The organism is Paenibacillus sp. KS1 (assembly GCF_001680695.1).
In the GTDB taxonomy this organism is placed as follows: domain Bacteria; phylum Bacillota; class Bacilli; order Paenibacillales; family Paenibacillaceae; genus Paenibacillus_B; species Paenibacillus_B suaedae.
On the sequence record NZ_MAIS01000059.1, the window covers coordinates 1 to 15,023 of the forward strand.

Sequence of the window (15,023 nt, forward strand, 5' to 3'; positions counted from 1 at the left end):
GTTTCCGCAGGAAACATACTTCGTAAGCATAAGTTCTTCGAGAGTGAATGCAAGATTCGATGCCGAATTGCCTCTTGAGTTGCTTCGTGATCAAAAGCGAATTCTTCTACTTTGTGCCGAACAAGCGGTCGCCGGCGTCACCCAAACCTGGAACAATATAGCCGTGATCGTCCAGACGCTCGTCCAATGCCGCCAAATAAATGTCGATGTCCGGATGTGCTTCTTGAACAGCCTTGACACCTTCCGGCGCTGCAATGAGACACATCAATTTAATTTGCGTGCAGCTGCGCTTCTTCAGCACATCAATAGCCGCAATAGCCGATCCGCCTGTAGCAAGCATTGGATCAATAACGATCAATTGACGCTCAGTCACGTCTGTAGGAAGCTTCGTATAGTACTCAACCGGTTGAAGCGTCTCAGGATCGCGGAACAAGCCCACATGTCCGATCTTCGCACCTGGAATCAGCTTTACAACGCCTTCTACCATACCTAGTCCAGCACGCAAAATAGGGATTAGTCCCAGCATGCGGCCAGCGATCATTTTGCTCTCTGTTTCGGCAACTGGCGTTTCGACTGTCACCGTTTGCAATGGCAGTTCACGTGTAATCTCATACGCCATCAAAGTTGCTACTTCGTCCACGAGCTCGCGGAAGTCCTTCGTCGTTGTCTTTTTGTCTCGAATCAATGTCAATTTGTGTTGAATCAGTGGATGATCGCAAATGACCAGTTTACCCATATTTCGTGTCCCTCCGCCTTTTACTCTCGTTGCTTTTAATCTCAATACGTGATGATTTGAACTGATATTCCTACTTTGAACAGCCGTACATGCCAAGCTTATCCGGCTTCATCTAAGCTAAACAGGCTCTATTATAACATTCCGAGCCTATCACTGCACGTTTTGCAGGCACTTTTGAGGTATTTTTCACATTTCCGACAACTCGGTGCAAAAGGATCACACTGTACTATTTCTAAGCATGTTGAAGACAGCTTATACATGGTCATGCAGCAAACATCGGAAATTGTCGAGATTCTACTCTGCTGAGGCTCTCGCACACTACCTAGGCATCCTGTACTGAAATCGAGAGTTCTCCCTGCCTATTTACGCAAAAAAGAGCAGGTGATCATCTTCAAGAGTGATTACCTGCTCTGTCAATTAAATATGCAATAAAAGAGTCCTACCCGCCAAAAGGGCGTGTCTTCCACCTAATTAATATTTCAATGTAGAGTACAACGGGAACTGAGCTGTCAGATCGCTGACCATACCGCGTGCTTTGTTTAATACAGCCTCATCCTGTGGCTGCTTCAATGTCATAGCAATGACTTGGCCAATAACGCGCATTGCTGCTTCATCCATGCCTCGGGATGTCGCCGCTGGTGTTCCGATACGAATACCGCTCGTTATGAACGGGCTTGTCGGATCGAATGGAATGGCGTTCTTGTTCACGGTAATGCCAACGGAATCCAATACTTTCTCCGCATCTTTACCCGTGATATTGATATTGCGCGTATCAATCAGCATCAGATGGTTGTCTGTACCGCCAGATACAATACTCAAACCTTCCTCAACCAGCGTACTTGCCAATACTTGCGCGTTCTTGATCACTTGCTCAGCATACTGCTTGAACGATGGCTGCAGTGCTTCGCCCAATGCAACAGCCTTAGAAGCCACCACATGCATAAGCGGGCCGCCTTGTGTGCCTGGGAATACAGCCTTGTCGATCGCTTGTGCCCAAGCTTGACGGCACATAATCATACCTCCGCGCGGACCGCGCAGTGTCTTATGTGTTGTCGTCGTAACGAAATGAGCGTGCGGTACTGGGCTTGGATGAAGTCCTGCGGCAACCAATCCTGCGATATGCGCCATGTCTACCATGAACAGAGCGCCTACATCGTTCGCAATTTGGCCGAGTGCTTCAAAATCGATAATACGTGGATAAGCGCTTGCGCCTGCCACGATCATTTTCGGACGATGCTTAAATGCTGCCTTGCGCACTTTATCATAATCAATACGGAACGTATCTTCTTCCACACCGTAAGCCACAAAGTTGTACAGCAAACCAGATGCATTCACAGGGCTTCCGTGAGTCAAGTGTCCACCATGCGCCAAATCCATGCCAAGCACGGTATCTCCTGGCTTCAATGCTGCCAAGTACACAGCCATGTTCGCTTGCGCACCGGAGTGCGGCTGTACATTGACATGCTCAGCGCCGAAGAGTTCCTTCGCACGGTTGCGGGCAATATCCTCAACAATATCCACATGCTCGCAGCCGCCATAGTAGCGTTTGCCTGGATAACCTTCCGCGTATTTGTTCGTCAGAACCGTCCCCATCGCTTCCATAACCGCCTCACTGACGATGTTTTCAGAAGCAATCAGCTCGATATTGTTGCGCTGACGCTGCAACTCCAAGTCCATTGCTTTCAACACTTCAGGATCTGCTTGTCGTAAATGATCTACCATTGGCATAGCCCTCCCACATTTTCATTCCCTTATTGCAATGTATGACAACGCATCTGCGTTAAGGTTCTATCGTAGCGGTAATATAAGTGCAGCAGCGGCTCACCCGCTCCACTGCAAATAATTGTGAACAGCCGACATTCAAGCGCTGCTCCTATTCACATGAAGACAATCCATCCTCAGTTGGAAGCTGATAGACTGCCCGCTCCCCACCTATAAGCTTCGGCCGCGTCTTCGCCATATTGACACGCGCCTTGCCAATATATCGTACTTCTGTACGCAGAGGAACAGCTACCCGGCGCAAATGCATGCCAATAAGCGTCTCGCCGATATCGATGCCAGCATGGGCACATATCTCTTCTGCGAGACAAGCATCAGTCAGCTGGCGATACGCATAAGCGGCCATCGAGCCTCCCGCCTTCCGTACCGGAACTGCCGATACTTCCACCAGCCGGAGCCGCTCCAATGTGTGGCGTTCAACGACAAGTGCGCGGTTCAAATGCTCACAGCATTGGAATGCAATCTCGAGGCCATAGCTTGAGCGGAGCACGTCGAGACCGGCAAATATCGCCTGTGCGGTATCCGTTGCGCCCGAAGTTCCAATGCGCGCACCTGCTACCTCGCTTGTACTGCAGCCAATGACGACTAGCTGCCCAGGCTTGAGCCCTGCCTCGCGAACGAGGGCATGTGCAGCTGCCTCTGCCTGCTCGCGAACCTGCCCCATTTTCAAGAATGACGATGCTGGACCTTGATGTTCGTTCTTCTCGATCTCATTCATACTGCCCATTCACCTCCACTCGCTACGCTTGCGAGTGATATTTATGTTCTACGTCTGCGACTTTGCGAAGACGTCCGATATGGCGCTCTCCTTGGCTGAATTCTGTACCCAGCCATACGCGTACAATCTCTTCAGCAAGCCCAGGTCCAATGACACGCTCGCCCATAGCAAGTACATTCGTATCATTATGCTCTCTCGTTGCCTTAGCAGAGAATAAATCATGAACAAGCCCGCAGCGGACGCCTGGCACCTTATTCGCTGCGATGGACATCCCAATCCCGGTACCACATATGAGCACGCCTCGATCTGCTTCGCCTGAGGCAACCATCTCTGCAACAGGTACCGCATAATCCGGATAATCTACTGATGTTGTACAATCACAGCCTACATCAACGACGTCATGACCGAGCTCCTTGATGACTTGTACAATCCCTTCCTTAAGTCGTACGCCAGCATGGTCTGCACCAATGGCAATTTTCATTGTCGTACCCTCCATCCGTTGTCTTCAATTGTGCTCTCCGTCCATGTTACCATGCTCGGTATGCTACGGGTCTATTATAACGAATTTCCCGCAAATTAGACGAGCCAATTGCACGTTACTCCCAGTGTAACATGTCTCATTGATTGAAAAAAAGAGCATAGCACGGCTCTCTATCCGTACACTGCTCTTCTGCCCAGGCGACCGGCCGTATGCTCCGATGCTCCACCGTGGTTCCCCACTTCCGTCGCCAGTTACATCGGATCCTCTCCATATAGAACGATCATAATGGATGTCGCAACCAATTGCAACCGTTATTTTCCTGCCCACTCATACACAGCATCCTACTGCTGCATTTGGCAGCGCCATAAACCCAACACCTAAACCGTCTATGGCTGAAGCTTATCAAGCAACCTAGTCAGCGCAGCATGAATCTCCGCCGCTGTCATCCGATACTGCTCCAAAGAACCGCCATACGGGTCTGCCACATCCTGATTTGGCATAAGCCGCTGCAATTCAGCAAGTTGTACCAGCTCGTCTTCCGTTGGAGCTTGTCCCATAGCAAGCTTCAATTGAAGATCCGCAGCCAATGATTGCAGCTGTTGATATTGCTCCTGCTCTGAATCCGGATCGCTTACATATTCCTTAAGCGCAAATGTCTTGCTCGTTGCACCTGGGAACTGTTGAAGCACATGACGCTTGTGGCTAGTCGTCAATGTCAATATAAGATCTGCCCAATACACACGCTCTTCATTCAATGCAGCTGAACGAAAATCTCGATGATTGGCAATATTCTGCTCCTCCAGTACAGTAGAAGCGTGCTGTGACATCGGTGTGCCGTCCCATGCTGCTACACCTGCTGACTGAACATGAATGTCCAAGCCGCGTTCCTCTGCCATATGCTTCAGCATAGCCTCTGCGATTGGACTTCGGCATGTATTGCCTGTACATACAAATAAAATGCGTATCATATGACCCCCTCCCTTCATACCATGAAACCTATCTATAGGATCGCGCAACTTCATCAATCTCATTCCTGCTTGCTTTGACTTCGCTCCAAATCTTAAAAAGCTTAGAAAGGCAGCAAAAACAATACCCCAAAGGTAAGCAGGATCGCTCCACCTGCAGCCTCCCCGTACTCGCCAAAATGCTTGCCTGCGTGGTGGCCAAGCAGTAAGCCAAAGATCGACATCGCACCGCCGAACAATCCAAAGGCAATGATCGTCATCAACAGATCAGAGCCGAACATGCCCAGTGATATTCCAACGGAAAAGGAGTCTACACTCACACTGAGTGCGAACAGCAGCATCCCCCATACCGTTGAAGTATTAATCATTTGAGAGGATTCACCCTTCAATGAGCTGTATATCATATGCCCTCCTAGCATAATAAGAAGGCCTCCCGCTGCCCATGTGGTTACTTCACCAAGCAGCATGCTCATATACATGCCAGTTGCAACACCCGCCAGCGGCATCAGTACATGGAACAATGCGATAACCCCGCTAATGCGAACTGCATCTCTTCGCCGTACCCCTCTCATACCGATACCTAGACACAGTGAAAAGGCATCTGAGCCCAATGCTGCCGCCATCAAAAAAATCGTGATCCATTGGCCGATTGGTGCTGCCGTTTCCCACATTGCCCCCACTCCTCGTCCCATAGCGTCTGTATCCAACGTATGCGGACAAGGATAGTTTCATGACAGGCAGCAAGGAGATAACAAGGCTTGTCTCTTATAAGCTACATTACCCAAACAAGGTTCATTCACACCAAATGATACGATGACCTGCTGCCTTCATCATACGGTTCATCACTGCAAGACCGATGCCTTCTGTAGTGCAAGCTTCTGCCAGTATATAAGTTGCGCCCGCTTCATCGAAATGCCGCAGGGCATCATATAGCAGTGCAGCTGCCTCTTCTAATGCATGCACACTGCCAATCGTTGCTACAATATCAGCTCGGTATTGTTCTGCATGCTCTGTGAAGGCAAGTACACCCGTTGTCTCCCCACGCTGCTGTGCTTCATGCAGCATACGCTGAATGCATTCACTCACTTGTTCCACAGACTTCCCCTGCACGATATGCAGCTGACCTTGAGGAGCATAATGGGTATATTTCATTCCAGGTGAGCGAGGCGCGTTCATCTGGATGTCATCCGCTTGCCCCATATGCTTCGAAGCAGCTTGAGGAAATACCGACTCATCGCTAATCATGTCGCTCGTTGCTGCCGAAGGATCTGCTTCCTTGTTCACCAGCGGCGTAGACAAGGAATCTCGATCCCCCAGCGCAGATTCTGGAGTTTGTGGAACCTGCGCATAGATCATCCCCCCATTGGGATCGACCGCTGGATCAATCGTTACCTCGGAAGCCACCTCTTGCAGCATCGCTGTTGTTATCCCACCCGGGCGGAGTACATGCACACGACTGCCTATTAATTCTACAACAGTAGACTCTACCCCTACGCCTGTCGCACCGCCATCGACAATACCGTCGATTAGACCGTCCAAATCCTCCCGTACATGCTCCGCACGCGTCGGACTAGGACGTCCTGAACGGTTGGCGCTTGGAGCTGCCACGGGACATCCAGAAGCACGTATAAGAGCCAAAGCTGTATCGTGACCTGGCATCCGTACACCAACCGTATCCAGTCCCGCCGTCACGCGAGGGGATACAGCCCCCATTCGCACCGGCAGTACGATCGTCAACGGACCCGGCCAAAAGCGTTCCATAAGACGAGCAGCGATATCACTATAAGGCAGGACAAGCTCATCAAGCTGGTTCCGTTCAGCAATATGAACGATTAACGGGTTGTCGGATGGACGCCCCTTGGCAGCAAATATACGTTCAACTGCCTCCGTATCACGAGCATCCGCACCAAGCCCATATACCGTCTCCGTTGGAAAGGCAACGGTGCCGCCGGCAGCTAGAATTGCCGCCCCCTCTGTTATTCCATACTGCTGTTCGAGCGGCATGTGTTCGTCTACCGACCACCACTTCGTGTGCAAACGTTGAGCGCTTCCTTCCGTCACGGCAGTCGCGCTGTCCTTCTGTTCCCGTTCATGTCGAGTATTCATTGAGTACATCCCTTACTTCGATATAGAGTGTATGCTCTCCCGCCCCGATGTCGACATCGACACTAAAAAAAGAAAAGGCGGAAGCAACGCAAGAAAGATGCCAAAGGAGCTTCGGCATCTTCATAAATTGAAGTTTCACACGTATACGTACTTAATCCAAATCTATAAATGACTGTTGCTTATTTTAGTTGTACCATAATGGCGGCAACACGTCCAGACGAGTGGAAGGCACACCTAGTGCATACAACTACTCGATTAGATTACCCAAATATTGCACTGAAAATGGAACCAATCAAACGAAACAATGCCTCTAGAGCTTCCCACAGAAAGAACTTCACTTCTGTCCCGCCCGATTCTGTTGCGGCATGGGCTTGAGCATTCCCGTCTGCTGCCTGAGCATTTCCCTCAGCTGATAGAGCGCCCTTGTCTTGTTCTCCACTCTTAGATAGCGCAGCTGACTTGGACTTCACATCACCAGCTTGTGCTTGAGCCGTACTCCCATCGACGAAGCAGAGCGGCGGGAACAGGACACACCACCAATTCTGTCCGCTTCCCTCGCCTAATGTAACGAGCAATGCTTCATACATCCCGGCAGGATATACTTCGCCTCCATACCACTTGGCAGGGAAGGATACCTCTCCAAGCTTCACCTTGACTCCATACGCCAGTCCTTCTTCGTTCAGCACTTGCTCTGCCGTTTGCTTCAATTCGTCCAAATGTCCTGCTATCAGCTTGCGTGCCTTTTCACGAGTATCCGGCTTCTTTTCTGTCTTAAGCCAGCCGTTAATCTGCTCCACAATCCGATCCCGAACCATGCGCTTCACACGCTGATCGTTATCAGCGTCCGAGTTGGCCAATATTCGCAGCCGAATCGCATCCTCAGGAATATGATCCTGCTTCTCTATCGTTTGCTTCTGAATATTCTGATTATCAATGGCCTCCGCATGGCCATTTTCCCAACGCATCAAAGCTCCCGCTGCCAGTACGGCAATCGCGAGACCGAGTACGAACACGCGTAAGTTCATGTTCATCCTGCTCCTTGTGAGGTTGGGCGCGCCTCTTGTCTATCAGTATGTCCGCGAACAGGATCCTTAAACCTATCAATAGTGTTTTTTTGATAGATAGATTCGTCAGAGTCTTAGGTGAAACTGGTGGTTATCATGCGGCCTATGAACCGATACCCCACTTTTTAATGCATAAAAAAGGACTGTCCTAGTCGCAGATATGTTCTGCGTCATGGAACAGTCCTTATAGAGTTAAATTTCTCCTAAGCCTCGAACACCAATCACATGGCGCTCAATACCAGCCAGGTCAGGCACAATGATCAGCTTCTCATCATAACCAGCTTGCGCGAGCATTGCCGCCACATCTTGCGCTTGTCCTTGACCCACTTCAAAGCCAATCATTCGAGGAGCCTTGCCAAGCTCGGACAGCATGGTGACAAGCCGTCGATACGGCTCCAAACCATCTGCTCCACCATCCAGTGCCGTACGCGGCTCATAGTCGCGCACCTCACGCATCAGATCCGCGATATCACCAGCCGGAATATAAGGTGGATTGGATACGAGAATGTCCAATTCACTACCAGCGAACGGCGCCAGCAAATCCCCCTGTTTCCACGACATCCGCTCTGCAACGCCAAGCCGCCCCGCATTTCGCTTCGCGACAGCAAGCGCCGCTGGCGAGATATCGCCAGCCGTGATATGCCAATGTGGACGCTCATGTGCCAATGTACAAGCAATTGCACCGCTGCCGGTACCAATATCCACAACATGAAGTGATTCATCTTGCGACCAGATCCGGTCAGCTTCAGTCAGAATTGCCTCCACGAGGAGCTCTGTCTCCGGCCTTGGGATAAGCACATCCGACGTCACTTCGAAGGGCAAACCATAGAAGTAAGCATCCCCAATAATATATTGGGTCGGCTCACCCGCAGATCGCCGTGTCACTGCCGATTCAAAAGCATGGATTGCATCTTCAGGCATCAGCTCTGTCAATGCAACCAAGTAAGCGACTCGCTCCATACCCAGCACATGCCGCAGCAGCAGTTCGGCATGATGTGCAGCATCATCGACTCCATTCTCTGCTAAAAAAGAAGAAGCCTGTACCCAGGCTTCTCTTATTGTTGCAGGCCATGCGAGGCGATATGGAGCTCTGTCTGCCGCATTTAGCTGACTACGCTCCTCATTCCGTCCGCAAGGCTCACTCATGCTTGATTCTCCCTTTCCAGCAGCTCCGCTTGTTCAGTCAACGTAAGCGTTTGGATGAGTTCCTCCACATCGCCGTTCATAATTTGATCAAGCTTATGCAGAGTCAAGCCGATACGATGATCTGTCACACGGCTCTGCGGATAGTTGTACGTCCGAATCCGTTCACTGCGATCACCCGTTCCAACCTTACTTTTGCGCTCGCCAGCGTACTTGGCTTCTTCCTCTTGACGCTTAATTTCATAGATGCGGGCACGCAAGACTTGCAATGCCTTCGCCTTATTATCGTTCTGAGACTTCCCGTCCTGACACGTAGCCATGATCCCTGTCGGAATATGTGTAACACGTACCGCCGACTTCGTTGTGTTGACGGACTGGCCGCCCGCACCAGAAGAACAGAATGTATCAACACGAATATCTTTATCGAATATTTCGACTTCTACTTCATCTACCTCTGGCATTACAGCTACAGTCGAAGTTGACGTATGAATACGTCCGCCTGATTCAGTTGCCGGTATGCGTTGAACGCGGTGCGCGCCGCTCTCATACTTCAGCTTGCTGTAAGCACCCTTACCGGATACCGAGAAGATAACTTCTTTGAATCCGCCCAGATCGCTCATGTTCGCTTCCATCAGCTCTGTACGCCATCCTTGTGAATCCGCATAGCGCGTGTACATGCGGTATAAATCAGCAGCGAAGAGCGCAGCTTCATCACCGCCTGCCGCACCGCGAATTTCCACGATCACGTTCTTGTCATCATTCGGATCCTTCGGCAGCAGCAAAATACGAATACGTTCCTCAAGTTCCGTTTGACGCGCACTCAGTTCCTCGATTTCCATCTTCACCATTTCGCGCATCTCATCGTCAAGCTTCTCTTGCATCATTACCTTCGCCGCATCCAGTTCGCTAAGTACATTTTTAAATTCCATAAATGCTTCATAAGCTGGCTGCAGATCGGATTGCTCCTTCGAATACTCACGAAGCTTCTTCGGCTCGTTCGCCACATCCGGGTCACATAGCAATTCACTCAACTTCTCATAGCGATCCGCAAGGGATTGCAGTCTATCTAACATCATACACGCTCACCTCTCTTCTCCAATTCGATACTACCACGTATATTCATGAACCTTGATTTGCGCAATCATGGTTCGTGCTTCAATAAATGAATGATTACGGCATTCCACCATAACCATTTTCGCAACCATTCCCTCGCTCAACCTGCATTACAATGCGCAGATGATCTCACTGCATTAGCTAAGCAAGCGAAGAAGCAGAAACGCTATACGTTAAAGCGGAAATGCATAACATCGCCGTCTTGAACAACGTATTCCTTACCTTCCAATCTTAGCTTACCCTGTTCCTTCACCGCATTCATAGAACCGCCAGCAACTAGATCATTATAAGAGACCACTTCGGCACGAATGAAGCCGCGCTCGAAGTCGGAGTGGATAACACCTGCCGCTTGCGGGGCCTTCATCCCTTTGCGAATCGTCCAAGCGCGTACTTCTTGTACACCAGCAGTAAAGTACGTATACAGACCAAGCAAGCGATAGGCAGCCTTAATCAAGCGGTTCAGACCGGACTCATCCAGTCCAAGCTCTTCAAGGAACATTTCCTTATCTTCGCCCTCAAGCTCAGCAATTTCTGCTTCTACCTTTGCGCTAATCGGCACAACTTCCGCATTCTCAGCTGCGGCAAAGTCACGTACCTGCTGTACATATGGATTGCTATCCGCATCCTTCACGCCATCTTCGCTTACGTTCGCCGCATACAATACTGGCTTCATCGTGAGCAAGTGCATGTCGCGTACAAGCACCTTTTCTTCGTCGCTCAGTTCCAAGCTGCGTGCTGGCTTATCATCGTACAACGCCTCTTTCAAGCGCTCCAATACAGCAGCCTCTGCCGCATACTTCTTGTCGCCGCTCTTCATGTTCTTCTTTGTGCGATCAAGACGCTTCTCAACCGATTCCAAATCCGCCAGAACGAGCTCCAAATTGATCGTTTGAATATCGCTAACTGGGTCAACCTTTCCGTCAACATGCGTAATATTTTCGTCTTCGAAGCAGCGCACAACGTGTACGATTGCATCTACTTCACGAATGTGAGCCAAGAACTTGTTCCCAAGCCCTTCGCCCTTGCTCGCACCACGTACCAGGCCGGCAATATCAACAAATTCAAACGCTGTTGGAACTGTACGATTCGGAACAACCAACTCAGTCAGCTTATCCAAGCGCTCATCTGGAACCTCTACCACGCCGACATTCGGATCGATCGTACAGAACGGATAGTTTGCCGATTCAGCCCCTGCTTGTGTAATCGCATTGAACAACGTCGATTTGCCGACGTTAGGCAGCCCAACAATACCTGCTTTTAATGCCATTTATAAGTACAACTCCTTAGACCGTATATTTGAATAACCATTGTTTCGAACATTACCTTACTATCATAAACCTAGTCTATCAATTATGTTTCATGTATCGCTAAGACGCGTGTAAAAAACACGCAAAAATTCCTTAACCATTATAACCAACAACGCAAAAAAAACCTAGTCATCGACTAGATTTTTTCCGTATTGTCAACTTTTGCTCACTTCAGGAGAGCAGAAAAGCACTAAAGACTTCTCCGATCTTAGCAATTTTTATTGTTTGGAATAATAAATAATAAATCCTTACTCAAGAGCTGCTTGTCTGAAGCCAAGTACGTATCCATCCACTTGCAGCCAGATATTAATTTTTTTGGAGGTAGCGTTGTCTGATATTTATCTATGTCAACCGTTTCCTTTACCTTGCCTTGGCTCTCCTCGGATAAGGAGACTGTGCACCGAACATACTATTGCTGTAGCTGGATCCAACATTCAATTTTCATCATTTTTGAGTAAAGTGAGGGGTACAACTATGGAGAATAAATCGCATCGTGGCAATTATAAAGGCACTACGGCAATGAAAGCGAAAAATCAAGATATGGCGTTCGTAAATGACACTATTGAAGGAGCAAAATCCGTAACACCTTTCTCCGAGAAAAAGAAAAAGACGGACTAGTTCCGTCTTGCCAGCTTCAATGTCCAATTGTGTATTCACATCATAACTTGTCCAATCGATCTACCTGTTTCACCGAAGGTAGGCTTAACCTAGCAAGGGTTCTCTTATGTGATGAATCGATACAGCGAACGAATCGTCATACCCGCTCCGTAGCGTTCTGCATTCGGCATATCGACTTGATTTTGCAAGCATACCTTAATGACACGTGCAGCTGCAGGATGGATCGATACCGTTCCATCTTCCTGCTTCTGCATAACGCTACCGTCTTGACCTGGCGTCTGGAATAAAGAATACAGCATCCCATCTGCGACAAGCATCGGGCTGTTCCAGTTCCATTGCAGCCACTCCTCATCCCACTGAACCGTTGACTCACCTATCTCCCATACTACCTGCCGTGAGCGGCGCTGATGAGCAGATATCGTCTTCTCCAGTGCTTCTTTCCAAAAAGCAGCTCGTTCGTCCAAGGTTGTCCCCTTACTTAAGGAGCGACATGCAGCTTGCGCACATACCGACGCAATAGCGCCGTCCGCCCACGGAAACTGAATGCGATCCATACGAGGCAGCGTACACCCCGATATGAGCTTGCTCATCTCCAGAAGACCGAGTGACTCAGGAGCGGTAACAGCTACGCATACAGCGCGAATCGCTTCGTGAAGCTCATCGTCTTGATGCTGTCCGAACGCTATGGATGGGTTGAATGGCTTACCGATACGGTGCCGATAATCTGCCAAAGCAAGCAAGCCATTAAGTCGCACACGTGCTGTAAGGCCATGGAAGGAAGCCTCCTGCAGCGTATCCTCAACAGCCTCATCTGTCCATTGGAGCAAATGCAGCACATAAATCACCTGCACTGCTGTTCGATCATCTTCGTGAATGAGAGACGTCCAATCTGCATAGCGCTCGCGAAGTACGTGAAGCCAGCTCTGCTCCACCTGAGAGGCAATATCTCTAGTCTCCGCATCATCAGCATGTCGATATCGAGAGGGTGTCACCCCAAATGGGAGATGGCTGTCCATCACCGTTCGCAGTACTTGCGCAATCCCATTCAAGATGGATGCCTTCGCAACCGACTTATATCGTACGGTCAAAATATCCAAGAGCGGCTCGATTAGCGCACTAGTTGCTTCATGGACACCATGCTCCATGCACAACTGCTCGAATAATGCTTGAGCCGCCTCCGCCGATTGCTCCATCGATCCGTTCTCCATGACACAGAGCAATTCCGGCACATTGTCTTCTGAGCCGAACGAATATACCGATCCTGCCCCATTAGCCAAGCCCATTTTCTCTACGCCTCCATAAGCCGCCCGAGTTACAGGGGCTGTGGTTTTAATTTCCATTATATCATCTCATGTCAACTTTGGAATGGTTTTATCGAAATATGTCGAAAAAAAGAATACAATAGCCGAAACAGCCCGCAGCCGTGCAAGTGTATGTTAAGAAATCATATTCAAAGATGATTCAAATCATCACTGATTGGTGAATGATAAGTAGCATGACATTCTCCCCCTTTAGATGAATAGGCAATACAAAACAACGCCCCGGAAGGCTCATCCAGCCATCTGGGGCGTTGTTCGGCATCTCCAATTTAAACCAAGCCGATCGACGACAAGAAAATCAATATTATGAGCACAGGAGCTATAATGCGCATCGTGAACAGCCATATACTTCTCCATACGGGAGGGAGACCCGTCTCTTCTCCGGACTGCTTCCATGCGTATCCGACAAGCAGCGTTACGAACAAACCGCCCAGTGGCAGCATTACATTCGAGGTCAGGAAATCTATCCATTGGAAGAAGTTACGGCCGCCCAGCGTCGCTCCCTCAAGAACCCCTCCTGCTGCCAGCGTGCACGGAAGACCGATGATGTACATGGCAGCAATCACATAAAAGGTTGCCTTGCCGCGCCCCAAGTTGTAGCGGCGCATGATATAGGCTACAGGCACTTCCGCAAGAGCCAAACAAGACGTAACTGCAGCAATTGCCAGGAGCAAGAAGAACAAGCCGCCGAACAATGCCCCATAAGGCATCGAGGCGAATGCTGCAGGGAGAGCAACGAAGACAAGTCCCGGCCCTGAATCCGGTTCAATTCCAAATGTAAATATCGTTGGGAAGATGATCAACCCTGCAATAAGCGCATAGATTAAATCACCCGCTCCTACTGCAATAGTTGCTAGTGGCAGCGATTGATGCTTGTCTACGTATGCACCATACGTCAGCATGGCCCCCATACCAAGCGACAAGGAGAAAAATGCAAGCCCCAATGCCATCAGTGCGGAATGGAAGGTCAATTGTGAGAAGTCAGGCTTCAGGAAATAAGAGATTCCTTCAGCAGCGCCGTCCAGCGTAAGCGTACGCACCATCATAACCAATAGAATGATGAGCAGGCCTGGAATAACAATCTTATTGAACTTCTCAATACCACCAGATATCCCTCTGGCAATGATGAATCCGGTTAAGGCAAACACGACGATCTGCCAGACAATCGGCATCATCCCTCCGGTGAAGACCTTGAAGTGTTCCGCATAATCGCCGCTTTGGAACAAGATTCCGGATACCGACTCAAATGCATAATGGAGCGTCCATCCCGCAATCGTGCTGTAATACGTCATAATCAGGAAGGCAGCCAATACGGCGATGAAGCCCAGTACGCCCCATCCTCTTTTGCGTGATAAAGTGGTGAAAGCAGAGACTGCGTCACCGCGTCCGCCACGTCCAACAGCCAGTTCGCCAAGCAATACTGGCAAGCCAACAATTAAGAGACAGGCGATGAATAATAGGAAGAATGCTCCTCCTCCATTTTGCCCCGTAACGTATGGGAACTTCCACATGTTGCCCAGCCCGACTGAACTCCCGATAGCGGCCAATATAAATCCTGCAGAGCTGAATTGCTCCGACTTATTTCCCTTCTGAGGATCCTGCTGTGATTGCTTATTTGACATAAATGGGTATGCCACTCCTTCTTTCCTGCTGTATTTTCTAGGGTGCCCCAAG

Annotated in this window: 14 protein-coding genes and 1 riboswitch; of the genes, 1 reads left to right on the forward strand and 13 read right to left on the reverse strand. The window is 49.6% G+C overall.

Going from position 1 to position 15,023, the window contains the following annotated elements; all coding sequences use genetic code 11:
* Positions 1 to 106: 106 nt before the first annotated feature.
* The 11 genes from upp to ychF all read right to left on the reverse strand — a co-directional run bounded on the left by upp (position 107) and on the right by ychF (position 11,372).
* Positions 107 to 736, reverse strand: coding sequence for a uracil phosphoribosyltransferase (upp, locus tag BBG47_RS18620; RefSeq protein WP_005544846.1), 630 nt, complete (start codon positions 734 to 736; stop codon positions 107 to 109).
* Between the two features lie 471 nt (positions 737 to 1,207).
* A complete protein-coding gene (locus tag BBG47_RS18625; RefSeq protein WP_044353147.1) occupies positions 1,208 to 2,458 on the reverse strand; it encodes a serine hydroxymethyltransferase in 1,251 nt (416 codons plus the stop codon).
* 151 nt (positions 2,459 to 2,609) lie between these two features.
* Complete coding sequence (locus BBG47_RS18630; RefSeq protein WP_065292971.1) at positions 2,610 to 3,179, reverse strand: TIGR01440 family protein; 570 nt, start codon at positions 3,177 to 3,179, stop codon at positions 2,610 to 2,612.
* 76 nt (positions 3,180 to 3,255) lie between these two features.
* Entirely contained in the window at positions 3,256 to 3,714 is a 459-nt protein-coding gene (gene rpiB / locus BBG47_RS18635; RefSeq protein WP_065292953.1) for a ribose 5-phosphate isomerase B, read from the reverse strand.
* A gap of 184 nt (positions 3,715 to 3,898) precedes the next feature.
* Positions 3,899 to 3,979, reverse strand: a riboswitch (ZMP/ZTP riboswitch).
* A 121-nt stretch (positions 3,980 to 4,100) separates the two neighbouring features.
* Entirely contained in the window at positions 4,101 to 4,682 is a 582-nt protein-coding gene (locus BBG47_RS18640; RefSeq protein WP_065292954.1) for a low molecular weight protein arginine phosphatase, read from the reverse strand.
* A gap of 101 nt (positions 4,683 to 4,783) precedes the next feature.
* Complete coding sequence (locus BBG47_RS18645; RefSeq protein WP_021257186.1) at positions 4,784 to 5,350, reverse strand: manganese efflux pump MntP; 567 nt, start codon at positions 5,348 to 5,350, stop codon at positions 4,784 to 4,786.
* Between the two features lie 121 nt (positions 5,351 to 5,471).
* A complete protein-coding gene (locus BBG47_RS18650) occupies positions 5,472 to 6,794 on the reverse strand; it encodes an L-threonylcarbamoyladenylate synthase (RefSeq protein ID WP_065292955.1) in 1,323 nt (440 codons plus the stop codon).
* A 251-nt stretch (positions 6,795 to 7,045) separates the two neighbouring features.
* Entirely contained in the window at positions 7,046 to 7,810 is a 765-nt protein-coding gene (gene spoIIR / locus BBG47_RS18655; RefSeq protein ID WP_065292956.1) for a stage II sporulation protein R, read from the reverse strand.
* Between the two features lie 231 nt (positions 7,811 to 8,041).
* Positions 8,042 to 8,995, reverse strand: coding sequence for a peptide chain release factor N(5)-glutamine methyltransferase (prmC, locus tag BBG47_RS18660; protein WP_083189449.1), 954 nt, complete (start codon positions 8,993 to 8,995; stop codon positions 8,042 to 8,044).
* Positions 8,992 to 10,065, reverse strand: a complete 1,074-nt coding sequence (gene prfA / locus BBG47_RS18665; protein ID WP_021257190.1) for a peptide chain release factor 1 — start codon at positions 10,063 to 10,065, stop codon at positions 8,992 to 8,994. Before prfA ends, prmC begins: the two co-directional genes overlap by 4 nt.
* Before the next feature lie 206 nt (positions 10,066 to 10,271).
* Positions 10,272 to 11,372, reverse strand: a complete 1,101-nt coding sequence (gene ychF / locus BBG47_RS18670) for a redox-regulated ATPase YchF (protein ID WP_065292957.1) — start codon at positions 11,370 to 11,372, stop codon at positions 10,272 to 10,274.
* Between the two features lie 514 nt (positions 11,373 to 11,886).
* Between ychF and BBG47_RS30010 the strand changes: the two genes are divergently transcribed.
* Positions 11,887 to 12,030: a hypothetical protein gene (locus tag BBG47_RS30010; RefSeq protein ID WP_021257192.1), complete on the forward strand. Its 144-nt coding sequence runs from the start codon at positions 11,887 to 11,889 to the stop codon at positions 12,028 to 12,030.
* Positions 12,031 to 12,134: 104 nt separating this feature from the next.
* On the opposite strand, the gene BBG47_RS18675 is transcribed toward BBG47_RS30010, so the two are convergent.
* Both BBG47_RS18675 and BBG47_RS18680 read right to left on the reverse strand, forming a co-directional pair.
* Positions 12,135 to 13,370 carry a hypothetical protein gene (locus BBG47_RS18675; protein WP_254659861.1) on the reverse strand — a complete coding sequence of 412 codons (1,236 nt, stop codon included), beginning with the start codon at positions 13,368 to 13,370 and terminating at the stop codon, positions 12,135 to 12,137.
* A 248-nt stretch (positions 13,371 to 13,618) separates the two neighbouring features.
* On the reverse strand, positions 13,619 to 14,971 hold the full coding sequence (locus BBG47_RS18680; protein WP_065292959.1) for a sodium-dependent transporter: 1,353 nt from the start codon (positions 14,969 to 14,971) through the stop codon (positions 13,619 to 13,621).
* Positions 14,972 to 15,023: the final 52 nt, after the last annotated feature.